We start from the raw sequence: 26,997 nt of genomic DNA on the forward strand, positions 1-26,997 counted from the left end.
GTTGGTCGATAGCTGTTCTGAGTACGCATATTTAAGGTATGCCATCAATCCTTTTCTATGCAATAGGTCCACTCATATTTTGAGTATTGTCGCCCAGCAGACGCGCAAAACAACCATTGACAAACCATTTGTCGGGTGCCATGCTCAACCTCAGAACTCAACTGTGACCTCGGTCATACGTTCGGATTTCGTGTCGCCAAGGCACATTCTGACAACCCGATCATCGCCGATCGGATGGCACCTGATCACGCGCAGACCAACTCGTTTCGAACAGAACGGTGTTCTCCATGAGCAATGACGCCACTCCTCCACCGGACCCGACGAAGAACCCACCATACGGCGCGGACTCGTCTCCCTCGACCGCAGGCCTCAGCGATGATGAGGCCGGCCTCGCCGAACTCGGCTACAAGCAGGAGCTCAAACGAGGGATGTCGGGGTTCGGCAACTTCGCCGTTTCGTTCTCCATCATCTCGATTCTCGCCGGCTGCATCACCTCCTACAGCATCGCTCTCGGCTCGGGCGGGCCCTCGGCGATCACCATCGGCTGGCCGCTGGTCGGCGTCTTCGTCCTCTGTGTGGCCCTGGCCATGGCCGAGGTGTGTTCGAAGTATCCGACCGCGGGTGGTCTGTACTTCTGGGCGGGCCGTCTCGCGAAACGCAATAAGCGGCACTGGGCCTGGTACGTCGGTTGGTTCAACTTCCTCGGTGAGGTCGCCGTCACCGCGGCCATCGACTATGGTGCGGCGACGACGATGATGGCATTCGCGGCACTGACCTTCGGAGTCGTGCCCACAGCGCTGAACACCTTCGTGCTCTTCCTCGTGATCATCACCGCCCACGGCCTGCTCAACACCTTCGGCGTCAACCTCGTCAACCTGCTTTCCGGTGTCTCTGCCTGGTGGCATATCGTCGGCGTACTCGTCATCGTCGGCGCCCTGTGGATCATGCCGACCAAGCACCAGTCGTTCAGCTGGACAATGACGGCCTGGCACAACGAAACCGGGTTCACGTTCATGCCGTTCGTGTTCCTCATGGGCCTGCTCATGGCGCAGTACACCTACACCGGCTACGATGCTTCGGCGCACGTCGCCGAGGAGACGAAGAACGCCGCCGTCGCCGCGCCCAAGGGCATCGTCATGAGCGTGCTCATCTCGATCATCGGCGGCTGGATCCTGCTCTATTCGATCACCGCCTCCATCCAGGACGGCACCGAAGCGGGGCTGACGGCGCTCAACGCCACGGAGACCGGTCTGCCGCCAGCGCAGGTGTTCCTCGACGCGCTGAACAACCCGACCATGGCGAAGTTCTTGCTCTTCATCGTCTGCGGCGCGCAGTTCTTCTGCGGCATGGCTTCGGTGACCGCGAACTCGCGGATGAGCTACGCCTTCTCCCGCGATGATGCGATTCCCGGATCGAAATGGTGGAAGAAGGTCAATCCGCGCACGGGCACACCGACGAACTCGATCTGGCTGTGCATCGTTCTGTCCACCGTGCTGACCGTGCCGGCGCTGTTCAATGAGACCGCCTACCTGGCGGTGACGAGTGTCGCGGTCATCGGCCTCTACATCGCCTATGTGGCTCCCGTGCTGCTGCGCCGTCTCAAGGGTAAGGACTTCAGCGATGGACCCTGGAACCTGGGACGCTGGAGTGGCGTCATCGGCTGGATCGCAGTCGTGTGGGTCATCTTCATCTGCATCCTGTTTGTCCTTCCGCCCAGCCTGCCGATCACCATTTCGACATTCAACTACTCGCCGATAGCGGTCATCGCAGTTGCCCTCATCAGCGTCATCCTGTGGTACGCCCGTGGCCGGAAACACTTCATGCAGCACCTCGACAAGGACCAGCTGGCCATCGACGAGAAGAAGCTGCTCGAAGAGATCGACGACTAGCCCTACTCCGCCCCGCCCTTACTACGTGACGGCGGCCCAGCAACCTGGCGCGAGGTTGCTGGGCCGCCGTCACGTAGCAATTAGGGGGGTTGGCTGGGGACAGACAACGGCGACCCGGATACCACTTTCGGTATCCGGGCCGCCGTATGTTCGAGCGGTCAGGCGCTCAAGGTCTCAGGGTGTTCAGCCCTTCACCTTGGCCTCGATGGCCGCGCCGACCTCGGCGTCGATGTTCTTCCAGTACTGGATGGCGTTCGACAGCACCGGCTCCTCGACTCCGTCCGAGAGTCCGCCTGCGACGGTCTCGATGAGACCCTGGCGCTCCTCTTCGGAGTAGACCTCGCGGACCAGGGTGTGTGCCTGGCCGAAGTCATCGTCCTCGGAGTGGAGGCTGTAGGCGCTGCGCACCAGTTCGCCATCGGCCTCCCAGCCGTTGTCGACCGGGCCCTGTTCGTCCTGGAAGGCACGTCCGTACGAGTTCGGGGCGTAGACCGGAGCGTTGCCAGAGTGGTGATATTCCATCTGGCCTTCCTTGTCGTACGAGTTCGTCTTCGTCACCGGGGCGTTGACCGGCAGCTGGTTGAAGTTCGTGCCGATCCGGTTGCGCTGAGCATCCGGGTAGGAGAACACGCGGCCCAGCAGCATCTTGTCCGGAGACAGACCGGTGCCCGGCACAGTGTTCGAGGGGCTGAAGGCAGCCTGCTCGATCTGTGCGAAGTGGTTCGACGGGTTCTGGTTAAGGGTGAACTTGCCGACCTTGATGAGCGGGTAGTCCTTCTTCGACCAGGTCTTCGTCAGGTCGAAGGGGTTGAACCGGTAGTCCTTGGCCTCGTCGTACGGCATGATCTGGACGTAGAAGGTCCAGGACGGGTAGTCCCCGCGCTCGATGGCCTCGAACAGATCGCGACGGTGGAAGTCAGCATCCTCACCGGCGAGCTTGCCGGCTTCCTCGTTCGACATGTTCTCCACACCCTGATCGGTGTGGAAGTGATACTGAACCCAGAACTTCTCCCCTTCGGCGTTGACCCACATGTAGGTGTGCGACGAGTAGCCGTTCATGTTCCGCCAGGTCTTGGGCAGACCACGGGGTCCCATGAGGTAGGAGACCTGGTGGGCGGATTCGGGCGAGAGCGACCAGAAGTCCCACTGCATGTTGTTGCTGCGCAGACCCGAGTCAGGCAGACGCTTCTGCGAGTGGATGAAGTCGGGGAACTTCATGGGGTCGCGGACGAAGAACACGGGGGTGTTGTTGCCCACCATGTCGAAGTTGCCCTCATCGGTGTAGAACTTCAGCGCGAATCCGCGCACATCGCGCCAGGAGTCCGGCGAGCCGAGCTCTCCGGCGACGGTGGAGAAGCGGGCGAGCATCGGGGTCTTCTTACCCGGCTGCAGGAAGTCGGCCTTCGTGTAGGCGGAGACATCCTCGGTGACTTCGAGCTCACCGAAGGCACCTGAGCCCTTGGCGTGGGGGCTGCGCTCGGGAACACGCTCACGGTCGAATCGCGCGAGCTTCTCGACCAGGGCCACATCGTGGAGCAGGAGCGGACCGTCGGCCCCCACGCTCAGCGAATGGGCGTCGGATTCCCTCGGCTTACCGGATTCGGTCGTGGACGGCTTGGTGCTGTCGTGTCCGGCGTATTCGTGATCTGTATGTTGCGTCATTACATCTCCTTCAACCGTTGGATCTCAGGCGCGGGGCGCATTCCGTCGCCGTCGGCCCACCGGATGAACCATCTTCCACCGGTGCGACGAGACGGCCGGTAGCGCGCCGCTGACCTGTTCTCGATTTCCCGACTTCGGCAGAGCACTGTCGGAGTTACTTTCAACCTAGCGATGTTCTCTACCAGGCACAACCAAGGGTGCACTGTCCAAATTCCCGTTTCCGATGTCGATCGGCTCACCCCTGCGCCGAGGTGCCCGACCCACCGCTGGAGCCGCCGGCCGACCCGCCGGTTCCCGCACCGCCCGATCCGCCGCCTGCCCCTGACGATCCGCTGCCGCTGCCGCCTCCGGTGCTCGACGAGCCGTCCGCACCGCCGCTGGAATCGCCGCCGCCACCGGTGCTTTCGGTGCCGTCGGAGCCTGTCGCACCGCTGCTCGTGTCGGTGCCCTCGGCAGTCGTCGAGCCGGTGTCGGTTCCGGTGCTTGTCGTGGAGTCTGTGCCCTGGTCGGCCTGACCGGTATCCGTGCCCTGCGAGCCGGATTCCCCCGCCGAGGTGGACTGAGCATTCTGCCCGCCCGATCCGCTGTCCGTCGAGCCTTGGCTTCCGTCCTGACCGGATCCCGAGCCGCCGGCCGAGCCCTCACCGGAGGTTCCCGAATCGGAGGTTCCGGTGCCCGGGTCTTCGCCCGTCGATGACTGTCCCGAGACCGATCGTGAGATCTGCGAGGTGCCCGGAGAGATGTCGGCGTCGGTGAAGGATTCGGCCATGACGACGCCGCCGAGTCCGATGCCGAAGGCAGCGACGCCGATGGTCAGCGGGTAGAGGACCCGCTTGCGGCGCAGCTGCTGCCACCAGCCGCGCGGCTTCTCGTCGGTTCCGGTGTTCTCCTCATATCCGACCGATTCCGCTTCCTTCGCCGAGGCGGCTGCCGGGTTCGCGTCGATACCGGCAGGTTCCGGTGGGGCGAAGGCCGAATCCTCGGCGAGAGAAGGATCGACGACGCCTTTCGCGTCCGCTGGGTTCTTCGCGATCTTCGCTTTGACGGCCGGGGCGAGCTTGGAGCTGACTTCCTGGATCTTCTCCTTGCCTTTGTCGAGGCTGCGGCCGTAGAGAGTGACGGCCAGGGCCGTGATGATGCTGGCGACTCCGGCGCCGACGACGGTTCCGGCGACTCCGAGCTGACCGCCGATGACCGATGAGGTCGCTGCAGCGCCGGCACCGGCGATGAGCTGAGTGGCTGAGATCCGGCCTTCGGACTTCTTCTCCTCTTCGGCTTCGCCCGCGCTCTCCCCTGCGGGGGCGGCAACGATCGCCGGAGCCGTGACATCATTCGGCGCCGCAGTATTCGGCGCTGCAGGCGTTTCGCGGCGGACCGGGTTGGGCGGAATCACCGGAGTGCTCACATGCTGGGTCGGAGTCTCTGCCGTCTTCGCGGGGGCGACTGCGACCTCTTCTGTGATCATCGGCAGCGTCTGAGAATGCTCCGGGACATGCGGATCGTCGTTCGTGTCGCGCTGTCTGCTCGTCTCACTGTGGCCTGCCGTCAATGTTCCTCCAAAAGCCCGTGGATCTTCATTGTCGATCAGCTACGTCCGGGCATCCTGACACCGTGCGCCCGAAGCTGGGAAAGCCCTGAGGCAGATCGGCTTCATAGCGATCACCACCTGGGATGATGTCTGGCGATGTGACCCTGGGAACAGTCGATTCTCATTGATCTGTCAGGTCAGCTCGACGCCGCGCACCATCACTGCGGTTCGTGCACTCCGCTCAGCACGACAACGGACCAGTCTTCGGGCACGAGGTCATCGGGTTCGAGCGCGAACAGACTGAAGCGTGGGTGGTCGGATGTCGGGTGCAAGGTGAGCACGAAGCGGAAGCCCTGGGTGGGAATCGGTGCGCCGACGCTCATCATCAGGGTGTCATCGCCATCGACGAGGGCGTCGTCACCGTCATCAACGTCGACATCCATGAGGGCGGCGGGGTCGGCGACCATGAGGTTGACGGCGAAGCAGTGCTCGGTCAGTTCGACGACGCTGACGCTCTGACCGCCGTGGAACGCCGCGGGCCGAGTCGGGTTCGCACGGCGCGTGCGCCCATCGATCTCGAGGACCACCTCGGCGGTGGGGAGGAACGTGCGTGCCATTCCGGGCAGAGCCGAGAACGGGCCGGTCCTGTCCAACCGGGCAATACTCAGACGCCATGGGCGCAGCCCCGGCGTCAGAGACGCGGACTCCGTGAGGGCGACGAGTTCGGTGGTCTCACCGGCCCCGTTGGCCCACGGCACGGCGGGCCGGTCGGCGAAGGCGGCGAGCGTGCGCATGACTCAGCCGTGCACGGCCGGGTGGGGCCGCCTCGGTGCCGGTGTTCTCATCCTCGGCAGAGGCAGAACGGGTGACCGGCCGGGTCGAGGAAGACGCGGAACGTCTCGCCCGGCTGTTCGGCCGCTTTGCCCGCACCGATCTCGAGCACGGCCTTCTCCGCGACGTCGAGGTCTTCGACGATGACGTCGAGATGCATCTGCTGCGGGTGGGCCTGACCGGGCCAACTGGGTGCGTGATAGTCCTCGACCTGCTGGACGCACAGCGGGGGCCAGGAATCGGAGGTGACTTCCGCCCAGGTGCCGTCCTCGTCGACCGCGACCTTCCAGTCGAGGAGCCGACCGTAGAACTCCGCGAGTTCCGCGGCGTCGGGAGCGTCGAGCACGACCACGGGCTGCTTTGCGATAGCCATGACCCGAGTCTACGCCGCGGCACGGACATGGCGAAGGACCTGACCGGCGGGTGGCATTTCCGCGAGGGCGTAGGATTGTTGAGCAGATCCGTCGATGCTTCTGCCGTTCGCAGTCGCATCGCCCACCCCCTCCAGTGAAGGTTCGCGATGAGTTCTCATGCTCTGCCCGCCGTCGTCGATCCGGCGGTCTACATCATCCATGACAATCCAGAATGGATCGGCCCGTTCACGGAGGCGCTCGACCGCCTCGGTGTCGCCCATGTCGAGTGGCTGCTGCCCGAAACCACGATCGACCTCACCGCCGAGCCTCCGCAGGGTCTGTTCTGGTCACGGCTGTCAGCCTCGGCGCACACCCGCACCGATCCGCACGTCAAGGAGTATGGGCGCGCGATCCTCGACTGGCTCGCCGCCGCCGAGCGTCGGATCATCAACGGCCGCGGCGTCTACGAGCTCGAGGTGAGCAAGATCCGTCAGCATCGCGAGCTGGCCGCACGCGGATTCGAAGTCCCACGCACCGCCGCGGCGTTCGGCGCCGAAGCACTCACCGAGGCGGCCGCGGCCTTCACTCCCCCGTTCATCACGAAGCACAATCAGGGCGGCAAGGGCCTCGGTGTGCGCCGTTTCGACTCCCACGCCGAGCTCGCCGCGGCCACCGAGGAGTTCGCGCTCGGTGGAGCGAATGCGCCGATCGACGGGATCACCCTCATCCAGGAGTACGTGCAGCCGGCGCAGCCGTTCATCACTCGCGCCGAGTTCATCGGCGGCCGCTTCCACTTCGCGGTGCGCGTCGATGTCTCCGGCGGGTCCTTCGAGCTGTGCCCGGCCGATGCCTGCGAGATCCCCCGCGCTGGGGCAACGGGAACCGGCCCCTTCCCCGTAAGCCAGTTCTCCCTCCGCCCCGAGATCACCCGGCACACTCCACTGATCGGCAGGCTCGAGTCTCTCATGGCGGATCTGGGCATCGAGATCGCCGGCATCGAGTTCATCGAAACTGCCGATGGCCGTCAGGTCGTCTACGACATCAACACGAACACGAACTACAACCCCACCGTCGAGGCGGCCGAACGCGAAGCCGGCCGCCAGCCCGCCGTCGACCGGATCGCCTCGATGCTGGCGACACGGCTCGACGAGGTGACCGCGCTGGTTCCCTCAGCTGCGGCGGTGCGCTGACCTGGCCCTCGGACCTGGCACGAAAGTCGGCGTCCTGCGTTAGCCTCAAGACATGGCGGAGACACGGCAGACGGTGTTAGGCGAACTCCTCGACCGAGTGCGATCCATTCGCCGAGGCGGCCGCGTCCTCATCGCGATCGACGGCCTCGACGGGGCCGGCAAGTCAGTGCTCGTCTCCGAGCTCGTCGACCTCGCGTCCCGGGTCGACGGCCGCCGACTGGCAGGGGTGAGCATCGACGGATTCCATCACCCCAGGTCGGTGCGTCACGCGAAGGGCTGCGGCCCCGAGTGCTTCTATCGGGACTCCTACGACTATCCAGCGTTCGTCGAATCCGTCGTTGACCCCTTCCGCAAGGGTGAGGCGATCACGCCCGCGGTGTGGGATGTCGCTGCCGATCAGCCTGCCTCACCCCAACCCGTCGACCTGCCGGGTGACTGCGTCCTCCTCGTCGACGGGATCTTCCTCCACCGTCCCGAACTGCGCGGTATCTGGGATGCGAGCGTCTGGATCGAGGTGCCGTTCGCGGTCTCGGTGCCGCGAGGGAATGCGCGGTTCCCGCACCTGAGCTCTGCGGATCCCGAGTCTGAATCCAATCGTCGTTACGTCGGCGGACAGAGGCTCTACTTCGCCGAGGCGGCCCCGTGGGACCGTGCCACCTGGATCCTCGACAACACCGACTTGGACCGGCCGAAACTGGCACAAGGCACCCGTGTCACCCCACTCCCCTAGACTGGCTACATGAGCACTGAGGTGGATGCAGTCGTCGTCGGATCCGGACCGAACGGCCTGGCGGCCGCGGTCACCATGGCCCGTGCAGGGCTCTCGGTCCAGGTGTTCGAAGCGCAGCCGACGATCGGCGGCGGTGCCCGGACCCTCGACCTCGGACTGGCCCCGGGCATCACCCACGACATGTGCTCGGCCGTGCACCCGCTGGCCATCGCCAGCCCCTTCTTCGTCGACTTCGACCTGCGCGCCCGCGGGATGGAGCTGACCACCCCCGAGATCTCCTACGCCCAACCGCTCGACGGCGGACCCGCCGCGCTGGCTTTCCACGATCTCGACGAAACGGTCGACCACCTCGGCGAGGCGGGGCCGGAATGGCGCCGTTTCTTCGCCCCGCTTCTCGACCGTGTCGATGACGCGATCTGGCTGTCCCTCGGCGACAAGCGGTCGGTGCCCGAAACCCTGCGCGATCTTCCCGGGCTCGCGAACATCGTGAAGTTCGGGCTGCGGCTGCTCTCGCAGGCCAGCCCCGCGTGGAACATTCCGCTCGCCCACGAATCGACCCAGGCCCTATTCACCGGGGTCGCCGCCCATGCGATCGGCGGGCTGCCTGCGATGGGCACGGCCGCCACGGCCACGATGCTCTCCACGGTCGCCCACGCCGGGGGCTGGCCCTCCCCCATCGGCGGTTCGCAGGCAATCATCGACCACCTCGTCGCCGATCTCGAAGCCCACGGCGGCCGAGTGCACGCGAACACCCGCATCGACCACGTCTCCGACCTGCCTGCGGCGCGTGCCTACCTGCTCGACACCTCGGCGCTGGGGGCGGCGCAGATCTTCTCCGGACTGCTGCCGGCCCACGTCGACCGTGCGCTGCGCGGGTTCAAACAGGGCAACGCCGCAGCGAAGGTCGACTTCGTCCTCGACGGTCCCGTCCCCTGGACCGACCCCGAGGTGGGCCGAGCCGGAACGATCCACGTCGGCGGAACTCGCGCCCAGATGGCCGCCGCCGAGGGGCAGGTGATGAAGGGCCGCATGCCCGCCGACCCCGTGTGCCTCGTCTCGGACCCCACCGTCTTCGACCCAGCACGCGAGGTGGGCGGCCTGCGCCCGCTGTGGACGTACGCTCACGTACCCTTCGACTGCCCGCTCGATCCGACCGAGTACATCACCCGGCAGATCGAACGCTTCGCCCCCGGCTTCCGCGACCGCATCGTCGCGCACAACGCGATTCCCGCCTCCGAGATGGCCGGTCACAACCAGAACTACATCGGCGGGGACATCGCCACCGGAGCCGTGACCTTCTACCGGATGATGGCGCGCCCCCGCCTGACCTGGGACTCCTACAGCCTCGGCGTGCCCGGCGCGTTTCTGTGCTCGGCCGCGACCCCGCCGGCCCCCGGTGTCCACGGCATGAACGGTTGGTTCGCCGCCCGCCGAGCGCTGAAGACCCGCTTCGGCATCGACGAGGCCCCGAGCCTGGCGCCCTGACGTTAGGTGCGCCGGTCACGGAGCCCCCACAGGGACGTCGATCGCTCACCGAGTCGGCACTTTACGCCACGCATCCGCATCGTCGTCATAGGACCATTCGGCCACCTCGGCGATGCCGGTGACGACGTCGCCCAGCCAATACGTCGTGTCCGGGTTCCACCCGGCCATGAGACTCACCGTCCTCTCATCCGTGTCACCTGCCATCGGACGTGATGGCGTGTCCTCGATGAAGCTCGCATCGCCGACGTCAATGATGGCTCCGGCCGTGCGCAGATATCCGGCGAGGCTGACGTGCACGGCGTCGAACTCTTCGGCCACTTGTGACCAGTCAGGGATCACCCAGCGGCCCTTGCGGCCGGTCGTTTCGAACCATACGTGACGTCGTTGCGCGGTGACGTCGAGCGGATAGCGACGGCAGAGGTCCGCCCAGTCGTCCGGGGTGTGGATCTCGCAGATGCTCGCCTCGGTTCGGATCTTCAGTCGACAGGCACGGGCCCGCTCGAGTCCGACATCGTCTTCGACGAGGTCGACGCCGATGGGCGTGCCCTTCGGCCAGCTGTCCGTCGAGGTCCAGAGCCCGAACGGTGGAATCGACCACCACTCGCCGCTGACTTCCTTAAACGGGTCCTTTGCGAAGTCGTGGCGATAGTCCGTTTCGGCGGTGAGCATCCACGCCAGCCATCCCTCCAGATTCTGCGGCATCACTACGCCCGAGTCGGCATCGAAGGGCGCAACCATGTCGTCACGACTGACTTCGGCAAGATCTGCAGGATTCTCAGGATCTGCGGAGTACACAGCGGGCAGCACGCCCTTGATGCCCGAGTCGTCCCAAGCCAGAGCCCATTGGTTCTCCCGGTCGAGGGGACGCGACCAATCATCGAGGAGACCTGTGGCGAGGATCGCCTCGGCGAAGGGAATGAGTGCCTGCCGCACTTCGGGTGCGCCGGCCACGATGTCCGCTCCATGCGGAGGCTGCCAATACATGGCCCCGGAGATCACTTCGGCCATTGCGTCTCCCAGGTCGTCTTGGCTGGGCGTGACAGGTGTGATGTGCCCGAGCTTCTCGGCGACGTCGGCGGGGAGTGCAGAATTCTCCTCCGGCTCTGACGTGTCCGGCCCCTGGTACATCACCACAGCCGCGCCTTGTGCCCGATCCTGAAGGTAGGCGGCGATGAAGGCGGTTTCGTTGAACTCCGCATATGCGCGCGCAGCGTCTGTCTGGGGTCCGTCGTCCGCGCTGAGCTCACGTTCGATCTTTTCGGGCGTTTGGCGAGCGATCGTGAACACCAGCGAACGTCCCCGCGGGGACGCGAGCAGTTCTTCAGCGGTGAGCAGTCGGTTCTCCGATTCGGTCATGGGCACAACCCTAAATCGGTGTGTGCTCCGCTGCAGTCATCATTGCCCCACTGCCGTCATCACGTCCCCGTGGGGACGTCGGAATGCGGCTGCTCGATGTTTGTCTCGTCAATCGGCACCGCCTCGGCGAGAATCCTTGCCCCCTTCGCCGCTTTCAGCCCGGCGCCGAGGACACCGATGATGACAAGCACGGCGCCGCACAGCTCCCCAAGGGTCACGGTCTCCCCGAGGACGAGCCAGGCCGCGCTCATGCCGACGATCGGCACGAGCATGGAGAACGGGGCGACGACACCGGCGGGATTGCGCGACATCAGCCACGACCAGATGCCGGAGCCGAGCACCGTGGCGATGACGACGGTATAGATCAGCCCCGCGACCCCGATCATGCCGGTCGCCGTGCCGAGCGTCGTCATCGATGTGCCGATCGCGGCCGGTCCTTCGACGATGAGCGAGATGAGAAGCATCGGCAGCGGCGGGATGATCGACATCCACATCGTGAACTTCACAGGTTCGACCGACTGCGCCTGCCGATTGCAGATATTGCCGATCGCCCACCCGAACGCCCCGGCCACGGTGAGGAGGAAGGGCAGGAAGCTCGCCGATGAGTCGAGGCGCTGCCAGCCGACGACGCCGAGGCCCGCCATCGCGACGAGGAGGAACACCATCTGTGAGGCGCGGACCCGCTCGCGCAGGAACGTCATCCCCAGCAGCACGGTGAAGGGCCCGGAGGCTTGGAGGACGAGCGAGGCCAGCCCGGTGGGCATGCCGGTGGCCATCGCCCAGTAGAGGAACGCGAACTGCAGGACCCCGAAGCCGAGCCCGTAGCCGGCGATCCAGCGGAACTTCACGTCCGGTTTCGGCACGAACAGCAGCGCCGGCAGCGCGAGGAGACCGAAGCGCAGCGCAACGAGGAAGAACGGCGGGAACTGGTCGAGTGAGAGGTCGATCGCGAGGAAGTTCAACCCCCACATCACCGCCACCGAGGCGGCCAGCAGGCAGTGTTTGAAAGACATGGCCTCATTCTCGGGCCCGGTCACACTGAAGCACAATCGCAAGATCCTTAATACACTGTGTAACCTGGCTTCATGGTTATTGATGCGAGGCATCTCGAACTGCTGCGCCTCTTCGACGAGTACGGCAGCGTCACCGCCGTCGCCGACGTCACGCACCGCTCGCCTTCGGCCGTCTCGCAGCAACTGCGGCAGACGAGCCGCGAGATCGGCCGCACTCTCGTCGAACCCGCCGGACGCGGACTCACGCTCACCGCCGCGGGACGTCTGCTCGCCCACGGCGGGCGGGACGTGGCCCGCACGCTCGCCCGCGTGCAGGCGCAGTGGGAGGGCCACCTCGGCGAGGCCGTCGGAGAGATCACCCTGACCGGACTGCCGAGCGCGCTCACCTATCTCCTCCCTGACGCCCTGCGACGGCTGCGCCGGGAGCACCAGGGGATCGACCTGCGCATGGACGACGTCGACCTCGCCGAACACGAATTCGCGGGCCTGACTCGGGATGTCGACATCGTCGTCGCGCACAGCCTCGTCGCCGAACGTCCCATCGGCACCGACGGACTCACCGTCGTTCCGCTCGCGCGCGAACCCATCGACGTCGCCCTCGCCGCCGACCATCCGCTCGCCGGGCGTGCCTCACTGGCCCCAGACGATGTCGTCGGGTGTCGTTGGGTGGGGGTGCCGCGCGGGTATCCCTTCGACACAATTCTCACCTCGATCGAGCACGTCACCGGGCACGACCTCGACGTTGTCCAACGGATTAGGGACAACCGCCTCATCGAGGCGATCGTCGCCTCCTCGGATCAGGCCGCGCTCCTTCCCCGGTTCACGACGCCGCGAGATGCGGGGTTGGCACTTGTGCCGCTGATGGGGGTGAGCACGACGCGTTGGATCGTTGCGGTGATGCGACCGGACACGGCTGAGCGGGTCGCGGTGCGCGCGGTGATCGCGGCGCTCAGCCAGATCGAGGGCACAGCGGACGAGGGTGAGGCCCGCACAGCCGACTAGGCGGTGCGGGTGCCGGTGAAGCGCTTCGGCACGAGCTTCTCCAGCGGCAGGAACGCCGCCCAGCAGATGACGGTCGGCAGGAAGTGGATGCCCAACGCCAGGTAGGTCATGAGGTGGAAGAGGCAGAAGAATGCGACGACCGCATAGAGCCATCGGCCCTTGAGGAACAGGGCGACCGGGGAGAGGAACTCGAAGACCAGGGTCGCCCATTGTGCGGCGATGAGGAGGCCGGGCACCTCGAGGAACGGCTTCGACCATTCGGCCCCGCGGCGCATGAGCGCCCAGATGATCACCGCACCGTTGGCCCAATGGGTGATGTTGCCGGAGGCGACCCACTTCATGAGCACCGAGTAGAAATAGGTGAGCACGACCGAGATCTGGACGACCCGGAGCGCCCAACCCGCCCGCGCCGAGGTGGTCGCGACATCGCGGAAGCGTGCGGGCCCGATCGTCGGCAGGACGAAGGCGGCGATGACCAGCGCCATGTGATCGTGGGCGACGTAGCCGTAGCCCTGGGTGTAGAACATCCACGCGCCGAAGCTGATCGCCACCGCCCAACCGCTGATTCTCTGGATGATCCCGGCCGCGGCGAGGAGGGAGAAGACGATGATGGCGGCCAGCAGGAGCTGCGCACCGAGGACGCCGACGGCGGGAATATGGAGGACGCGTGCCAGCCACAGTGGTTGGTAGAACTCGGGCGTCCACCCGTGGGCGATGACGTCACCGGAGATGGTGAGCACATCGATGATGATGAAGACGTAGACGAACACCCGGAACACGGCCGCTCGGGCGAGGGGGACCTCGGGCATGAACCAGCGCAGGAACGGGTTGCGCGGTCCCGCCTCGGCGGGGGGTGGTCGTCAAAGTCAGGGTGCGACTCATCGGACCTCCCAGGTCGCCAGCGTCGTCTCTTCGGGTTCGCCGACGCTCAGGCCGTTCTTCAGCTGCGTGGTGGTCCGGCAGAGGATCATCGTCTCCGGCTTCGGCTCAAGCGGGTGCAGCCGCACGTACGAATCGGCCATCGACTGCATGAGTTCGGGGTGGGCGATGACCCGGTCGAGCTGGGATTCGACGTCACCGCGCTCGATGCCGACGGTCGCCGCGTTGAAACCGAGGCGACGCGGTTCGTCCTCGCCGGGGAACTGGGCGGCGATGCAGGTGGAGCCGACGGTGCCGTTGAGGTCCTTGGCAGTGGCGTACTGGGTGAGTGAGCCGAGTGGGAAGAAGTCGTTCGTGTTGAGGAACTGACCGCACGTGAGGACGACGAGGGCCGCAGCCGGGACGACGACGCGCCAGCCGATGCCGAGCTTCGACAGCGGTTTCACCCGGGTGGGCGGCTTGGGGCTGCCCGCGCCCGTGTTCTCGGAATGCGCCCGGCCGCCCACGGACCGGCCCGCCGTCGACCCTTCGGCGGCAGGGTCCTGTCTCGCCAGGAGGCGACGCTTCTTCTCGTCCATACGCTGCGGGCTCGTCCTCTCGGGTGCGGATCATTCGCAGACAATCCTATCCGCCCAGAACTACCTCACGGCGGCCCAGCAACCTGGCGCGAGGTTGCTGGGCCGCCGTGAGGTAGTAAGGGAGGTTAGGAGCTGCGGGCGTAGAGGTTGAGCTGCTCCCAGCTGGCCGCGTACTTCTGGAAGGCGGTGACAGCGGACTCGTGATCGTCGTTGCTCAGCGCGGTGACCCAGGAGTCGACGAGTTCGGGGGCCTCGGTCGGCCACAGCACATCGGACATTCCGCCGAGATCGAGCTCGAGGATCGAGTTCATGTCGAAGGTGTCGACCCACTCGGCCAGGGCCGAAGTCTGTTCGACCATGTCGACGACCTTCGAATTGTCCGCAATCGTCTCCGCGGCCCATTCCATGCGCGCCGAGGCGGCCAGGATGTCCGTGCGGATGTACACGCGCAGTCCTGCTTCGGTTTCATCGGCGATGATCTGGTCTTCGCTCAGGGAGAAGAACAGCCACCAGGCCGGGGGCACATCCCACGCCGAGACGCGGGTGAAGATGCGGGTGTCCTTCGCGTCCTGCAGCCATTCGGCACGGCGACTGGCCGCCCGCCGCCGCACCGACTTCGGGGCGATGATATCCAGGGTCGCCTTCGAGGTGTGTTCGGCCAGCGATTCGAGGGCCTCCCACCCGCGGATGTCCTCCTGCGCGGGGCAGAAGCGATCGACTCCGTCCGATGACTGAGACGCCGGGAGGAAGACGGGAGTGCGGCGGAAAGAATCGGCCACGGGGCTCGGCGGCAGGGAGATCAGGCGCTTGTCGGCGTCTCGGGAGATCTGTTCTTCGACCCGCTGCCGGTTGCTTTCTACCTGCCTGTCTTGCAATTCGGAATGCACGACAAGAGGTTCGAAGATCCGCAGGGTGACGACATAATCGCGACGGTAGGCCATGGACTCAGCCTATCCAAGGTCGGTTCGCAAAATGGAACTTCCCAGTACGAACAGGTAGGATTTAAGCGCATAGCAGAGATCTAGTCCGGGGCCAGAGCCCCAATGACGACGGAGGGGGTCACGCCAGTGGGTCGCGGCCGCGCAAAGGCAAAGCAGATCAAGGTAGCTCGGAAGCTGAAGTACTACAGCCCGGATACCGACCTTAATAGACTCCAGCAGGAGCTGGGCGCCGACTCGCGCAAGTCTGGGTCGTCCGATCCGTACGACGACGAACCCGACTACTCCGCTTACGCCGATAAGTACAACGTCGACGATGATGACGAGTACGAAGACGACGATGACTGAGTGCGGATGACTCCAGTCGCGAGCGGCTGAAACGACTTCTTTGAGGGCGGGGACTTCGGTTCCCGCCCTCTGTCGTACGCGCACGCATTTCCGCGCTGGGGCAGTCCCTCGCCGAGGCGGCCCGCCCCGTCATCGCCCGCCGAGTCCGGCAGACGCCCGTCGAGGCATCCTTCACCGTTGCCCTCATCGCCTACAGTTCGGGCCACCACCCACCGTTGGCCTCACACCGGCGTGCAGGAACACGCGGGTGTGAGGCCAACGGTGAGGGATGCTCCGCACAGTCGGCGGATCTCGCCGCAACAGTCGGCCGCGACAGTCGGCGGAACACCGACGACTGCGTCGACCTACTGCAGGATCGCGGCGCCGCCGTCGACGCCCTTCGCACCCTGGACGTAGTCGGGCTCGGAAGCCAGTGCACCGTCATCGGCGGTGACGTCGCCGAGCACCCAGGCGCCGGGGCTTGCGGCCAGCACACCATCGACCGCGGACGGGTCGACGACGAGGACCATGCCGACGCCGAGGTTCCACGTGCGTTCGCGATCGGCCTGCGGCACTCCGCCCAGATCCCCGAGCACGGAGAACACGGCTGGGATCTCCCACGAGGCACGCGACATCTTCGCCACCAGTCCCTGCGGGAGCACACGGGCGACATTGGCAGACAGTCCCCCGCCGGTGACGTGGGAGACCGAGTGCACGGCACCGGGCAGAGCGTCGAAGAGGGCGGCGAGTTCACCGGTGTAGACATGGGTGGGAACGAGCAGTTCCTCACCGAGGCTGCGGCCGAATTCCTCGACCTGTCGGTCCAGTCCCCAGCCCGCCTCGGCGATGATGTGGCGCACGAGGGAGTAGCCGTTGGAGTGGATGCCCGAGGACGGCAATCCGATGAGGACATCCCCGTCACGGACCTTCTCGGGCCCCAGCAGGTCGGCGGCTTCGACGACGCCGGTGGCGGCACCGGCGACATCGTATTCGTCGACGCCGAGCAGACCCGGGTGTTCGGCGGTCTCGCCGCCGACGAGGGCGACTCCGGCCGAAGCGCAGGCATCGGCGATTCCGCGGACGATGTCGGCGATGCGTTCGGCCACGACCTTGCCGCAGGCGATGTAGTCGGTCATGAACAGCGGCCGAGCCCCGCAGACGATGATGTCGTCGACAACCATGCCCACGAGGTCATAGCCGATGGTGTCGTGCTTATCGAGGGCCTGTGCGATGGCGACCTTCGTTCCGACTCCGTCGGTCGACGAGGCCATGAGCGGACGGTCGAAGTCTTTGAGCACGGAGACGTCGAAGAGGCCGGCGAATCCGCCCATTCCGCCCACGACATTGGCATTGTGGGTCGCCGAGACGGCGGCCTTCATGAGTTCGACGGCGCGGTCTCCGGCCTCGACGTCGACGCCGGCGGCGGCATAGGTGGTGGACTTCGGCGCGGTGGCCTGCGGGTTCGCGTCGGAACTCAACTCAGCATCCTTTGTCGGCAGTGGTGTTGTTGACGGGAATCGGGTATTCGCCCGAGAAGCACGCGGTGCACAGCTGGCTGCGCTCCTGCTGGGTGGCGGCGATCATGCCGTCCAAGGAGATGTAGCCCAGTGAGTCCGCGCCGAGGTTCTCGCAGATCTCATTCGTCGTCAGCCCGTTGGCGATGAGCTCGGCCCGGGTGGCGAAGTCGATGCCGTAGAAGCACGGCCACTTCACCGGCGGGGAGGAGATGCGGACGTGGATCTCCTTCGCACCGGCCTCCCGCAGCATCCGCACCAGCGCCCGCTGGGTGTTGCCGCGCACGATCGAATCGTCGACGACGACGAGGCGTCTGCCTTCGATGTTCTCTCGCAGCGGGTTGAGCTTGAGCCGGATGCCCAGCTGCCGCAGGGTCTGCGAGGGCTGGATGAAGGTGCGTCCGACATAGGCGTTCTTCATCAGCCCCTGACCGAACGGAATGCCCGAGGCTTCGGCATAGCCGACGGCCGCGGGGGTGCCCGATTCGGGGGTGGCGATGACGAGGTCGGCATCGACTGGGTACTCCTCGGCCAGCTGCCGGCCCATCTGGGTCCGAGCGGCGTGGACGTTCTTGCCGGCCAGGAGGCTGTCCGGACGGGCGAGGTAGACGTATTCGAAGACGCAGCGTGCCTGATCGGGTTCGGCGAAGCGGTGGGAGCGCAGCCCGTCCTCGTCGATGGCGATGAGTTCACCGGGTTCGACGTCGCGGACGAACTTCGCCCCGACGATGTCGAGTGCCGCGGTCTCCGAGGCCACGACCCACCCGTTCTCCAGCCGGCCCAACGACAGGGGCCTGACCCCGTGCCGGTCGCGGGCGGCGTAGAGGGTGTGCTCGTCCATGTAGACGAGTGAGAACGCTCCTTCGACGTGCGGCAGCAGACTCAGCGCCGCCTCGGTGAGGTTCTCTCCCTGCTCGGTCGCAAAGAGTTCGGTGACCAGGGAGGTGTCGTTCGAGGAGTCGCGGAAGGGACGAGTGCGCGAGGTCTTCTTCGTCGCCTCTTCGACGACCTTCGTCGCGTGGTCGCGACGGGAATCGGCCATGGCTTCGAGGGTGTCGAAGTTCGTCAGATTGCCGTTGTGGGCCAGCGCCACGGTGCCGAACGGGGTCGGTCCCAGCGTGGGCTGAGCGTTCTCGAATGAGGGCGATCCGGTCGTCGAGTACCGGGTGTGCCCGACGGCGATGTGTCCCTGCAGGAGTTCGAGATCGCGTTCGTGGAACACCTGCGAGACCAGACCCATATCGCGGTAGATGAGGATCTGCTTGCCGTTGCTGGCAGCGATGCCGGCGGACTCCTGTCCGCGGTGCTGCAGGGCGTAGAGCCCGAAGTAGGTGAGTTTGGCGGTTTCCTCGCCGGGGGCCCAGACTCCGAACACACCGCATTCGTCCTGCGGTCCGCGGTCCTGGGGGTCGATTTCGTGTGTCAGCTGCCCGTCTCGTCTTGCCACGAGTGAAATTGTCTCACACCCGCGACCGAGCTCCGCCTCCGACTCAGACTGTGGAATCGGGGGCGGGTCCGCGCCCGGCTCCCCCGTTGTCGGTCGTGTCCTCGACCTCGAGTGCGTCATCCGCATTCGCCGAGGCGGCTCCGCCCTCGACCGCGACCGTGCCGTCCGCATCCGCTGCGGCTTCGGCCCCCGGGGCGGCTGCGGCATCCGGATCCTCACCGCGGGCTTCGGCGATGCGACGGCGAGCGATCTCCTTCGGGTCATCGACCATGTCGATCTGCGCGTCGACCCGGAACTCCTTCGCCCGCTTCCTGCCGGCCCAGTCGAGGATGAGAGCGATGAGCCCGCCGATGAACAGCCCGCCCACGCCGAGGACGAGCAGCAGGAGTCCCACCCCCTTGGCCACGGTGTAGCCCATCGGCATGTCCGCCGGGTCGACGAACATCGCGAGGACTCCCGCGACGATGACGCCGAGCACCGCACCGATGCCCATGAACACCGAATACTTGGGGCTGCGGCGGACGGCGACGTCGATCTGGTCCTTCATGATCTCCTTGGGCGAGGGGGCCGCTCACGGCCGATGGTTCACCGGAGAGGGCCCCGGCACAACAGGTCGCGAACATTCTAGTCGAGTCACCCTGAGCCTCCTCCCAGGCAGTCTCATGCCGGTTCCCATAAACTGAACACATCCAGTTGGACGGTCACAGCAGACAGGGGTTCAGACATGGCACACACGATCATCGTCGGCATCGACGGTTCCGATAACGCGGACTGCGCACTGCAGTGGGCAATCGCTCACGCGCAGAAGACCTCCGCCGAGATCCGACTCGTCTCCGCCTACGCCGTCCCCGGCGTCAACATGAGCCAGGCCGATATCGTCTATCCCGCCGACTTCGATGCGGCCGTGAAGAAGACCGTTGAGACCATCGCCGAGGCGGCCGCCTCCACGGTCACCGAATCCGGAGTCCCCGTGTCGACGACGATCGTTCCCGGCGACGCCTCAGGGGTCATGGTCGAGCATTCGAAGAACGCCGACCTCGCCGTCGTCGGCGCCCGCGGTCGCGGCGGGTTCGCCGGGCGCCTGCTCGGGTCCGTGGCACTGGCGATGCCCGCGCATTCGCACTGCCCCACCGTCGTCGTCCCGAGCACTTGGCCGACTCGGGTCATGCCGTCGACTCCCCTGCCGGTCGACGATCCCGTCCGGGTGAAGAATCATCGAACCGCCGCGGAGGACATCCGTGCGCGGCCGGACTTCTCCGGTGAGATCGTCGCCGCCGTCGACCCCTTCGAAACCGACACTCCGGTGCTGCGGGCGGCCGCTTCGCAGGCGGCGGTCTACCAGCTTCCGCTGCGGCTCGTCGGCGTCACCGCCACGCACATCCTCTCGCCCGAATGGATGCCGAGCGAGAAGCACCTGATCAGGATGTACGACGAGGCGGCGAAGGCCTACGAAGCCGCCGCCGAGTCCCTGCGGGGAGACTTCCCCGACCTCGAGGTCCGCTATTCGATCTTCGACGCCCCCGCCACCGAGGTGCTCGTGTCCGCCACGTACACCGCCGAACTCGTGGTCATCGGTTCCCGTGGTCGCGGCGGATTCGTCTCGACCGTCCTCGGCTCGACCTCGCAGGGAGTGCTCTCGCACGCCGTGTGCCCGGTTCGGGTTGTGCGGGTGACGAGACGACAGCCCGCCCGCCGCCGCTGAACGGCACTGTGCCGGACGCTCCGGCGCTCCGCCGTCCGCCCACCTGCCGGGCAGGTGGGTGCCGGGTCGTCAGCCGAGGGCGATGAGCCCGATGCCGGAGACGACGATGAGCGCTCCGAGGAGCTTGAGGACGACGTTCTTCTCGCCGAAGAACCACCAGGCCAGCAGCGTGCCGACGATGATCGAGGTCTCTCGCACGGGAGCCACGAGCGCCACAGGGGCCTGCTGCATCGCGTAGAGGACGAGCACATACGCCAGCGGTGAGAGGATCGCGACGGTCACCAGGGCACGCTTGTGCTCACGGAGGATGCTGCGGAAGTCGGCACGTCGGCTCGCACCTCCCGGCAGGCCGACGATGCCGGCGGTCATGAGGAGCCCGACGCAGGCTTCGGAGACGGCGAAGTAGAGCAGCGGGGAGTCGCTGATGTGATTGACCGCGAAGTCATCCCACAGCGTGTAGGACGCGATGAACACCCCGATCAGCCCGCCCCAGGCGAGCCCGCGGCGCCGCCCGGATCCGCTCGTGGGGGCCTTGCCTCCGCCGCGGGGACGGATGGTCACCACAGCGATGCCGGCGATGACGGTGAAGGCTCCGAGCGCCTCGGCGAGGGTGGGACGTTCGCCGAGGAAGGCCACGGCGATGATGATCGTCACCACCGGCCCGGTGCCCCTGGCCGTCGGGTAGACGACGCCCAAGGGCGCGTGATCGTAGCCGGACTGCAGGGCCACCGAATAGGCAATGTGGAACACCGCGCTCAGCCCGGCAGCGCCCACCAGCGTCCAGTTCAGCGGCTGACTCCCGGAGGCGATGATGATGATCGCGATCGGGACGAGGAGGATCGCCGAGAGCCCATGGTAGGCGAGCACGAAAGCGTAGCCCTTGCCGGTGACGGACTTCGCCGCGAGGTTCCACAGGGCGTGGGCGACCGAGGCGAGGAGGACGAGGCCGAGCACGGGGAAGGTCATCGACGCACCCCGTTCCCGCCCCGGTCGGCCGGCGGTCTCCGGTCAGCGGGCACCCACACCGTCACAGCTTGATGGCGACGGTCTTCGTCTGCGTGTATTCGTCAAGGGCTTCGATGGACTTCTCGCGCCCGTACCCGGACTTCTTGAACCCGCCGAAGGGAAGCTCCACTCCCCCGCCGGCTCCGTAGGTGTTGACGAAGATCTGTCCGGCGTCGACCTCGGCGGCCACACGGTGGGCGCGGGAGATGTTCTGCGTCCACAGTGCGGTGACGAGGCCGTAGTCGGTGCCGTTGGCCAACTGCACGGCTTCGTCCTCGTCGGAGAACGGCATCGTCACGACGACGGGGCCGAAGACCTCTTCTTGAGCGATCCGCGACTGCGGGTCGACGGAATCGATGAGGGTCGGGGTGATGAACGCCCCCTCGGCGAGGTCATCGGCCAGGCCCTCGGGACGAACACCGCCGGTGACGATCTCACCCGACCCCGCAGACCCGGCACCTGCCGTCCCGGATCCGGTACCCACCTCGGCGAGGAATCCGAGGACCCGCTCGTGCTGGTCGGCCGAGATCAGGGGCCCGAGCATCGGGTCGTCGAGGCCGTAGCCGATGGTCACCGACGACATGGCCGCAGTCATCTTCTCCACCACCTCGGCGTGGACGTCGCGGTGGACGAGCAGTCGGGAGCCGGCCGAGCAGGTCTGCCCGGCGTTCTGGATGATCGAGCGCAGCAGGGACGGGACGGCCGCGTCGATGTCGGCGTCGGGGAAGACGATGTTCGCGGATTTCCCGCCGAGTTCGAGCACAGTCGGCACGACCCGATCTGCCGCGGCGTGGGCGATCGCCGATCCGGTCTGCGTCGACCCGACGAATCCGAGGTGCGCCACGTCCGGGTGCGAGCTCAGGGCCGCCCCGGCCTCGGCGCCGAGGCCGGTGACGACGTTGAAGGCTCCGGCCGGGAAGCCGACGGAGTGGATGAGTTCGGCCAGCCGGACCGTCGACCGCGGTGTCTCATCGGCGGGTTTGGCCACGGCGGCATTGCCTGTGGCCAACGAGGTTGCGGCTGCTCGGCCGATGAGCTGCAGCGGGTAGTTCCAGGCGACGATGTGCCCGGTGACGCCGAAGGGTTCGCGCCTGGTGTAGACGTGCATGTCATCGGCCATGGGGATCTGGCGCCCGTAGTAGGACTCGATCGTGTGGCCGTAGAACTCGAAGTAGCGGGCGCAGACGTCGACGTCGGCGTAGGCCTGGGTGAGCGGTTTGCCGGTGTCTTCGGACTCGAGGCGCGCGAGTTCGTCGCGGTGGTCCCCGATCACGGCCGCGGTCGCCACGAGCAGCCGGGACCGCTGCCCCGGACTCGACTTCTTCCATTCCTTCTGCGCCTTCGCCGCCGCTCGGACGGCCCGGTCGACTTCGTCGGCACCGGCGCGGGAGACATCGCCCAGGTGCCCGCCGGTGGCCGGATCGCTGTTCGGATACGTGATCAGCGAGGGCACGTGCCGTCCGCCGATGAAGGAGGTCGTCTGGGTGATCTGCGCGCTCATCGTCGATCCTCGAGATCTGCCGGAGTGAAGAGGGGAAGGTGATCGCCGAGATCCGCTCGTGTGCCGGAGGCGTCGATGCCGCCGGCGGCGAGCGCGGACGCGAAGTCCGTGCGACCGGTCACAAGGTCCAGCCACACCTCGGCGGAGGTTTCGACGACGTTCGGCGGGGTCCCGCGAGTGTGACGGGGCCCGGCGATGCATTGGGTGACCCCGAACGGCGGAACCCGGACTTCGACGCTGTTGCCTTCGGCGCGGGCGGCGAGCTCCTCGAGCGCGAATCGCACGGCGGTCGCCAGGGTCGTCCTGTCCACCGTGCCGGCGTCGAGCGTCGTCTGCTTCGACCACATCTCCAGTGCGCTGCGTCCCTGATCCGGGTCGATCCTTCTGCGAATCGCCATCAGTCCCTCTTCCTCTCACCGATCTCGGCAACATCTTCCCCGAGCTCCAGCCGTCCGACAACGCTCGTCCGCCCCTCGGAATCCGTTCCGCCCGTGACCGGGTCCGTGATCGCGGCGACCGTCGCGGCGAACTCCTCTTCGCTGACCGAGGCGGCGCCGTCGTCCCCGTCGAATGCGCCGGCCCGCTGCAGCAGGGTGAGAGCGACGAGGCCGGTGGCGCGGGAGGACCCGTCGAGGCACTTCACCGCCACCGAGTGCCCGGACTTCGCGGCCATGACGATCACGCCTTCGGCTCCGCCCTTGGCGAAGACTCCAAGACGCTCGATGACCGTGGTATTCGGTCGTCCGTGGCCTTCGATGGCCCACGGGTCGGCGAAGACCGCGCCCATGAGGGTGCGCGCTTCGCGTTCGTAGGCGGTCCAGCCCTCCGCCCTCGCCGAGGCGACGCCTTCGTCGGCACCTGCATGGCCGGTGCGCACCGCTCGGCCGATGGCCCGAGCCAGGCCGGTGAGGCTGAGCGCGAATACGGGTGCCCCGCAGCCGTCGACGCCGACGGCGGCCGGCGTCTCCGAAGCGAAGGCTTCGACGACCTCGGCAACTCTCTGCTGCACCGGATGGTCGGGGTGCAGGTAGGTGGCCGTATCGGCACCGATGGCGCGGGCCGCGGCGAGGAACGCCGTGTGCTTGCCCGAGCAGTTGAAGTACAGCGGCGAGCGGGGATCGGTGTCCGCAGCCCCGGCAGCCCGAGCGTCGTCCTGGAGCTGACGCCGAAAGGCACCGTCTGCGGGATGGGCGAAAGGGCACTGCAGGTCGGCGACGCTCAGCCCGGCAGTCGTGAGCATGTTCGACACCACCTCGACATGCCCGGCTTCGGACTTGTGCGAGGCCGTGGCCAGGGCCGCCGCGGGCCCGGGCAGTTCGGCCCCGAGGCTCATCGCCGCGATCGCCTGCAGCGGTTTGAGGCTCGAGCGGGTGAACACGGGGATCTCGGGGGCGCCGACCCCGAGCACCGGCGATCCGTGCGGGTCGAGGACCACGGCGGAGCCGATGTGCCGGGATTCGATGAAATCGGAACGGATGACGACGGCGAGCTCGGCCGCCTCGGTGGGGGTGAAAGTCGAACTGGTCACGCACTCCAGCCTACGACCCTTTAGGCTGGTGGCGTGAAGGTTCTTGTCATCGGTTCGGGCGCCCGTGAACACGCCCTCGTCCTCGCTCTCTCGCGCGACCCCCAGGTCGACGCCGTCATCGCTGCGCCCGGCAATCCCGGGATCGCGCAGATCGCCCACACCGAGGCGGTCGATGCCTCGGATTCCGCGGCCGTGACCGCCCTGGCCGAGTCCCTCGACGTCGATCTCGTCGTCATCGGCCCCGAGGCTCCGCTGGTCGCCGGTGTCGCCGATGCTCTGTGCGAAGCCTCGTTCCCGGTCTTCGGCCCCAGTGCCGAAGCCGCCGTGCTCGAAGGCTCGAAGGCGTTCGCGAAGGAGATCATGGAGTCCGCGAACGTGCCGACGGCGCGCACCGTGGTCGCGTATTCGACCGCTGAGGCCTCTGCGGCGCTGCGCGAGTTCGGCGCCCCGCACGTGGTCAAGGCCGATGGGCTGGCCGCCGGCAAGGGCGTCGTCGTCACCGACGACTTCGATGCGGCGATCGCTCACGCCTCGTCGTGTCTCGAGGTCTCCGACCGGGTCGTCATCGAGGACTTCCTCGACGGTCCCGAGGTCTCCCTCTTCGTCCTCTGCGACGGTCAGCGCACCGTTCCGCTGGCACCGGCGCAGGACTTCAAACGCATCGGCAACGGCGACACCGGCCCGAACACCGGCGGTATGGGCGCCTATTCGCCGCTGCCGTGGCTGCCGGCCGGCACCGTCGAGGAGATCATCGACACCGTCGCCCAGCCCGTCGTCGACGAGATGGCCCGCCGCGGCACCCCGTTCACCGGCCTCCTCTACTGCGGACTGGCGATGACGTCGAAGGGTCTGCGCGTCGTCGAGTTCAACGTCCGCTTCGGCGACCCGGAGACCCAGTCCGTACTCGCCCGCCTGCGCAGCCCCTTGGGCCAGACCCTGCTCGCCGCCGCAGAGGGCCGCCTCGACGAGGTCGGTGATCTCGAATGGGATCCGCGCGCCTCGGTGACCGTGGTCATGGCCGCGGAGAACTACCCGGGCGCCCCGAGCACCGGTGACATCATCCGCGGGCTCGGCACCGCGGAAACGCTCGAGGACATCAGCGTGCAGCACGCGGGCACGAAGATTGCGACCGGCTCCAGCGGCGGTTTCGCTCCCGAAGACGCTGTGATCACGAAGGACATCGCCGAGGCCGGTGACATCGTCACCGCCGGCGGACGCGTGCTCTCCGTCGTCTCGCTCGGGTCCGATCTCGACGATGCGCGGGCGCGGGCGTACTCAGCGATCGAGGAGATCAAATGGCCCGGTGAGCAGCACCGCACCGATATCGCCGAGGCGGCCGCCGCCGGCCGCATCTCCCTCGCCGACATCTACCCCGCTCCCGAGCAGTCCGCCCCCTCCTCGGCCCCGCAGCTGCCGGGCTGGACGCACGTGTATTCGGGCAAGGTCCGTGACCTCTACATTCCTGCAGATGCCGCCGATGCGGCCACCGCCGAATCGCTGCTCATGGTCGCTTCGGACCGGATCTCCGCCTATGACTGGGTGCTCGATTCGGAGATCCCGGACAAGGGCAAGGTGCTCACGGGCCTGAGCCTGTGGTGGTTCGATCAGCTGGCCGAGATCATCGGCAACCATGTCATCAGCTCCGATGTGCCTGAGCCCGTGCGAGGTCGCGGCCTCATCGTGAAGAACCTGTCGATGTTCCCCGTCGAATGCGTCGCCCGCGGCTATCTCACCGGTTCGGGCATGGCCGACTATCGGGCCACCGGATCCGTGTGCGGCATCCGCCTGCCGGCCGGGCTCGTCGAGGCCGATCGCCTCGAACCCCCGATCTTCACTCCGGCGACGAAGGCCGAGCTCGGCGATCATGATGAGAACGTCAGCTTCGATGCCGTCGCGAAGACCGTCGGTGAGGACACCGCCGAGCGGCTGCGGGAGCTGACCGTGGAGATCTATCAGCGCGCCGAAGCGATCGCTCGCGAACGCGGGATCATCCTCGCCGACACGAAGTTCGAGTTCGGCACACTGCCCGATGGCACGCTCGTCCTCGGCGATGAGGTGCTCACTCCGGACTCCTCGCGCTTCTGGGACGCCGAGGGCTACGAGGCCGGGCAGACGCAGTCGAGCTTCGACAAGCAGTTCGTCCGCGACTGGCTGACCCACGAGTCCGGATGGGACAAGTCCTCGGACACTCCACCCCCGGCGCTGCCCGCCGAAGTGGTCGAGAAGACCCGCGCCCGCTACATCGAAGCCTTCGAGAAGCTCACCGGGCAGACCTTCCCCGGCTGATCTCGCAGCGCACACCGCCTGTGGTCACAGTGCCGAAGGGGACCGGACGAATTCGTTCGGTCCCCTTCGGCACTGTGACCACTCGTGCATTCATCCCCGCCCCGCCCGGCGACAAGCGCGCTCAGCGACCGTCCCGCGCGGCACCACGCGCTTTTCGAAAAACGCACGCGTTCACACTGATTCAGCGGTCATCAGCACATCGAAGAAAGAAACAATCAGCCTGAACTGTCTCACGCAACGGAATCAGTGGATT

Annotated in this window: 24 protein-coding genes; 8 read left to right on the plus strand and 16 right to left on the minus strand. The window is 66.7% G+C overall.

The window, feature by feature from the left end; all coding sequences use genetic code 11:
- Positions 1 to 287 precede the first annotated feature (287 nt).
- Positions 288 to 1,889: an amino acid permease gene (locus tag EB836_RS02140; protein WP_135537440.1), complete on the plus strand. Its 1,602-nt coding sequence runs from the start codon at positions 288 to 290 to the stop codon at positions 1,887 to 1,889.
- Positions 1,890 to 2,072: 183 nt separating this feature from the next.
- Here the strand turns inward: EB836_RS02140 and EB836_RS02145 are convergent, their stop codons facing one another.
- The 4 genes from EB836_RS02145 to EB836_RS02160 all read right to left on the minus strand — a co-directional run bounded on the left by EB836_RS02145 (position 2,073) and on the right by EB836_RS02160 (position 6,283).
- The gene (locus EB836_RS02145) at positions 2,073 to 3,551 is read right to left on the minus strand and encodes a catalase (RefSeq protein WP_135537441.1); all 1,479 of its coding nucleotides are present in this window, start codon (positions 3,549 to 3,551) and stop codon (positions 2,073 to 2,075) included.
- Positions 3,552 to 3,786: 235 nt separating this feature from the next.
- A complete protein-coding gene (locus EB836_RS02150; protein ID WP_135537442.1) occupies positions 3,787 to 5,016 on the minus strand; it encodes a hypothetical protein in 1,230 nt (409 codons plus the stop codon).
- Positions 5,017 to 5,297: 281 nt separating this feature from the next.
- Entirely contained in the window at positions 5,298 to 5,873 is a 576-nt protein-coding gene (locus EB836_RS02155) for a HutD family protein (RefSeq protein ID WP_135537443.1), read from the minus strand.
- Between the two features lie 47 nt (positions 5,874 to 5,920).
- Complete coding sequence (locus EB836_RS02160; protein WP_135537444.1) at positions 5,921 to 6,283, minus strand: VOC family protein; 363 nt, start codon at positions 6,281 to 6,283, stop codon at positions 5,921 to 5,923.
- 147 nt (positions 6,284 to 6,430) lie between these two features.
- Between EB836_RS02160 and EB836_RS02165 the strand changes: the two genes are divergently transcribed.
- Genes EB836_RS02165 through EB836_RS02175 form a run of 3 tightly spaced genes read left to right on the plus strand, consistent with a single transcriptional unit; the run spans position 6,431 to position 9,668 of the window.
- Entirely contained in the window at positions 6,431 to 7,453 is a 1,023-nt protein-coding gene (locus EB836_RS02165) for an alpha-L-glutamate ligase (RefSeq protein ID WP_135537445.1), read from the plus strand.
- Positions 7,454 to 7,505: 52 nt separating this feature from the next.
- Positions 7,506 to 8,183 carry a uridine kinase gene (locus EB836_RS02170; protein WP_135537446.1) on the plus strand — a complete coding sequence of 226 codons (678 nt, stop codon included), beginning with the start codon at positions 7,506 to 7,508 and terminating at the stop codon, positions 8,181 to 8,183.
- Positions 8,184 to 8,192: 9 nt separating this feature from the next.
- Positions 8,193 to 9,668: an NAD(P)/FAD-dependent oxidoreductase gene (locus EB836_RS02175; protein ID WP_135537447.1), complete on the plus strand. Its 1,476-nt coding sequence runs from the start codon at positions 8,193 to 8,195 to the stop codon at positions 9,666 to 9,668.
- A 45-nt stretch (positions 9,669 to 9,713) separates the two neighbouring features.
- On the opposite strand, the gene EB836_RS02180 is transcribed toward EB836_RS02175, so the two are convergent.
- Together EB836_RS02180 and EB836_RS02185 are read right to left on the minus strand one after the other, a co-directional pair.
- The gene (locus tag EB836_RS02180) at positions 9,714 to 11,024 is read right to left on the minus strand and encodes a hypothetical protein (protein WP_135537448.1); all 1,311 of its coding nucleotides are present in this window, start codon (positions 11,022 to 11,024) and stop codon (positions 9,714 to 9,716) included.
- A gap of 59 nt (positions 11,025 to 11,083) precedes the next feature.
- Positions 11,084 to 12,037 (minus strand): EamA family transporter, encoded by a 954-nt coding sequence (locus EB836_RS02185; protein WP_135537449.1) that lies wholly within the window; start codon positions 12,035 to 12,037, stop codon positions 11,084 to 11,086.
- 72 nt (positions 12,038 to 12,109) lie between these two features.
- On the opposite strand from EB836_RS02185, the gene EB836_RS02190 reads away from it, so the two are divergent.
- Positions 12,110 to 13,039, plus strand: coding sequence for a LysR family transcriptional regulator (locus EB836_RS02190; protein WP_240689544.1), 930 nt, complete (start codon positions 12,110 to 12,112; stop codon positions 13,037 to 13,039).
- Here the strand turns inward: EB836_RS02190 and EB836_RS02195 are convergent.
- The 3 genes from EB836_RS02195 to EB836_RS02205 form a co-directional block, all read right to left on the minus strand.
- Positions 13,036 to 13,848 (minus strand): hypothetical protein, encoded by an 813-nt coding sequence (locus tag EB836_RS02195; RefSeq protein ID WP_135537450.1) that lies wholly within the window; start codon positions 13,846 to 13,848, stop codon positions 13,036 to 13,038. The two genes, EB836_RS02190 and EB836_RS02195, sit on opposite strands and share 4 nt — an antisense overlap.
- Positions 13,849 to 13,917: 69 nt before the next feature.
- On the minus strand, positions 13,918 to 14,496 hold the full coding sequence (locus EB836_RS02200) for a hypothetical protein (RefSeq protein ID WP_135537451.1): 579 nt from the start codon (positions 14,494 to 14,496) through the stop codon (positions 13,918 to 13,920).
- A 125-nt stretch (positions 14,497 to 14,621) separates the two neighbouring features.
- Positions 14,622 to 15,437, minus strand: coding sequence for a hypothetical protein (locus tag EB836_RS02205; RefSeq protein WP_135537452.1), 816 nt, complete (start codon positions 15,435 to 15,437; stop codon positions 14,622 to 14,624).
- A 126-nt stretch (positions 15,438 to 15,563) separates the two neighbouring features.
- Here EB836_RS02205 and EB836_RS02210 point away from each other — a divergent pair, with 126 nt between their 5' ends.
- Positions 15,564 to 15,782 (plus strand): DUF3073 domain-containing protein, encoded by a 219-nt coding sequence (locus EB836_RS02210; RefSeq protein WP_135537453.1) that lies wholly within the window; start codon positions 15,564 to 15,566, stop codon positions 15,780 to 15,782.
- Positions 15,783 to 16,126: 344 nt separating this feature from the next.
- Here EB836_RS02210 and purM read toward each other — a convergent pair whose 3' ends face one another.
- The 3 genes from purM to EB836_RS02225 are packed head-to-tail and all read right to left on the minus strand — an operon-like array spanning position 16,127 to position 19,269.
- Positions 16,127 to 17,239: a phosphoribosylformylglycinamidine cyclo-ligase gene (gene purM, locus EB836_RS02215; protein WP_135537454.1), complete on the minus strand. Its 1,113-nt coding sequence runs from the start codon at positions 17,237 to 17,239 to the stop codon at positions 16,127 to 16,129.
- A gap of 1 nt (position 17,240) precedes the next feature.
- Entirely contained in the window at positions 17,241 to 18,722 is a 1,482-nt protein-coding gene (gene purF, locus EB836_RS02220; RefSeq protein ID WP_135537455.1) for an amidophosphoribosyltransferase, read from the minus strand.
- A 43-nt stretch (positions 18,723 to 18,765) separates the two neighbouring features.
- Positions 18,766 to 19,269 carry a hypothetical protein gene (locus tag EB836_RS02225; protein WP_205683273.1) on the minus strand — a complete coding sequence of 168 codons (504 nt, stop codon included), beginning with the start codon at positions 19,267 to 19,269 and terminating at the stop codon, positions 18,766 to 18,768.
- Positions 19,270 to 19,446: 177 nt separating this feature from the next.
- Between EB836_RS02225 and EB836_RS02230 the strand changes: the two genes are divergently transcribed.
- The gene (locus EB836_RS02230; RefSeq protein ID WP_135537456.1) at positions 19,447 to 20,424 is read left to right on the plus strand and encodes a universal stress protein; all 978 of its coding nucleotides are present in this window, start codon (positions 19,447 to 19,449) and stop codon (positions 20,422 to 20,424) included.
- A 69-nt stretch (positions 20,425 to 20,493) separates the two neighbouring features.
- Here the strand turns inward: EB836_RS02230 and EB836_RS02235 are convergent, their stop codons facing one another.
- The 4 genes from EB836_RS02235 to EB836_RS02250 form a co-directional block, all read right to left on the minus strand.
- On the minus strand, positions 20,494 to 21,390 hold the full coding sequence (locus EB836_RS02235; protein ID WP_135537457.1) for an EamA family transporter: 897 nt from the start codon (positions 21,388 to 21,390) through the stop codon (positions 20,494 to 20,496).
- 61 nt (positions 21,391 to 21,451) lie between these two features.
- Positions 21,452 to 22,930: an aldehyde dehydrogenase family protein gene (locus tag EB836_RS02240; protein ID WP_135537458.1), complete on the minus strand. Its 1,479-nt coding sequence runs from the start codon at positions 22,928 to 22,930 to the stop codon at positions 21,452 to 21,454.
- On the minus strand, positions 22,927 to 23,328 hold the full coding sequence (locus EB836_RS02245) for a sterol carrier family protein (protein WP_135537459.1): 402 nt from the start codon (positions 23,326 to 23,328) through the stop codon (positions 22,927 to 22,929). Before EB836_RS02245 ends, EB836_RS02240 begins: the two co-directional genes overlap by 4 nt.
- Entirely contained in the window at positions 23,328 to 24,458 is a 1,131-nt protein-coding gene (locus EB836_RS02250) for an asparaginase (protein ID WP_135537460.1), read from the minus strand. The genes EB836_RS02245 and EB836_RS02250 overlap by 1 nt, the downstream gene beginning before the upstream one ends.
- 33 nt (positions 24,459 to 24,491) lie before the next feature.
- On the opposite strand from EB836_RS02250, the gene purD reads away from it, so the two are divergent.
- Complete coding sequence (gene purD / locus EB836_RS02255; RefSeq protein ID WP_135537461.1) at positions 24,492 to 26,744, plus strand: phosphoribosylamine--glycine ligase; 2,253 nt, start codon at positions 24,492 to 24,494, stop codon at positions 26,742 to 26,744.
- The last annotated feature ends 253 nt before the right edge of the window (positions 26,745 to 26,997 follow it).

This window comes from Brevibacterium sp. S111 (assembly GCF_004745075.1).
Lineage (GTDB): Bacteria > Actinomycetota > Actinomycetes > Actinomycetales > Brevibacteriaceae > Brevibacterium.

Bases quoted from the DNA above. Each gene is read 5' to 3' on its own strand.
- EB836_RS02140 (WP_135537440.1), top strand. From the start codon at position 288: ATGAGCAATGACGCCACTCCTCCACCGGACCCGACGAAGAACCCACCA.
- EB836_RS02145 (WP_135537441.1), bottom strand. From the start codon at position 3,551: ATGACGCAACATACAGATCACGAATACGCCGGACACGACAGCACCAAG.
- EB836_RS02150 (WP_135537442.1), bottom strand. From the start codon at position 5,016: ATGATCACAGAAGAGGTCGCAGTCGCCCCCGCGAAGACGGCAGAGACT.
- EB836_RS02155 (WP_135537443.1), bottom strand. From the start codon at position 5,873: ATGCGCACGCTCGCCGCCTTCGCCGACCGGCCCGCCGTGCCGTGGGCC.
- EB836_RS02160 (WP_135537444.1), bottom strand. From the start codon at position 6,283: ATGGCTATCGCAAAGCAGCCCGTGGTCGTGCTCGACGCTCCCGACGCC.
- EB836_RS02165 (WP_135537445.1), top strand. From the start codon at position 6,431: ATGAGTTCTCATGCTCTGCCCGCCGTCGTCGATCCGGCGGTCTACATC.
- EB836_RS02170 (WP_135537446.1), top strand. From the start codon at position 7,506: ATGGCGGAGACACGGCAGACGGTGTTAGGCGAACTCCTCGACCGAGTG.
- EB836_RS02175 (WP_135537447.1), top strand. From the start codon at position 8,193: ATGAGCACTGAGGTGGATGCAGTCGTCGTCGGATCCGGACCGAACGGC.
- EB836_RS02180 (WP_135537448.1), bottom strand. From the start codon at position 11,024: ATGACCGAATCGGAGAACCGACTGCTCACCGCTGAAGAACTGCTCGCG.
- EB836_RS02185 (WP_135537449.1), bottom strand. From the start codon at position 12,037: ATGTCTTTCAAACACTGCCTGCTGGCCGCCTCGGTGGCGGTGATGTGG.
- EB836_RS02190 (WP_240689544.1), top strand. From the start codon at position 12,110: ATGGTTATTGATGCGAGGCATCTCGAACTGCTGCGCCTCTTCGACGAG.
- EB836_RS02195 (WP_135537450.1), bottom strand. From the start codon at position 13,848: ATGCCCGAGGTCCCCCTCGCCCGAGCGGCCGTGTTCCGGGTGTTCGTC.
- EB836_RS02200 (WP_135537451.1), bottom strand. From the start codon at position 14,496: ATGGACGAGAAGAAGCGTCGCCTCCTGGCGAGACAGGACCCTGCCGCC.
- EB836_RS02205 (WP_135537452.1), bottom strand. From the start codon at position 15,437: ATGGCCTACCGTCGCGATTATGTCGTCACCCTGCGGATCTTCGAACCT.
- EB836_RS02225 (WP_205683273.1), bottom strand. From the start codon at position 19,269: ATGAAGGACCAGATCGACGTCGCCGTCCGCCGCAGCCCCAAGTATTCG.
- EB836_RS02230 (WP_135537456.1), top strand. From the start codon at position 19,447: ATGGCACACACGATCATCGTCGGCATCGACGGTTCCGATAACGCGGAC.
- EB836_RS02235 (WP_135537457.1), bottom strand. From the start codon at position 21,390: ATGACCTTCCCCGTGCTCGGCCTCGTCCTCCTCGCCTCGGTCGCCCAC.
- EB836_RS02240 (WP_135537458.1), bottom strand. From the start codon at position 22,930: ATGAGCGCGCAGATCACCCAGACGACCTCCTTCATCGGCGGACGGCAC.
- EB836_RS02245 (WP_135537459.1), bottom strand. From the start codon at position 23,328: ATGGCGATTCGCAGAAGGATCGACCCGGATCAGGGACGCAGCGCACTG.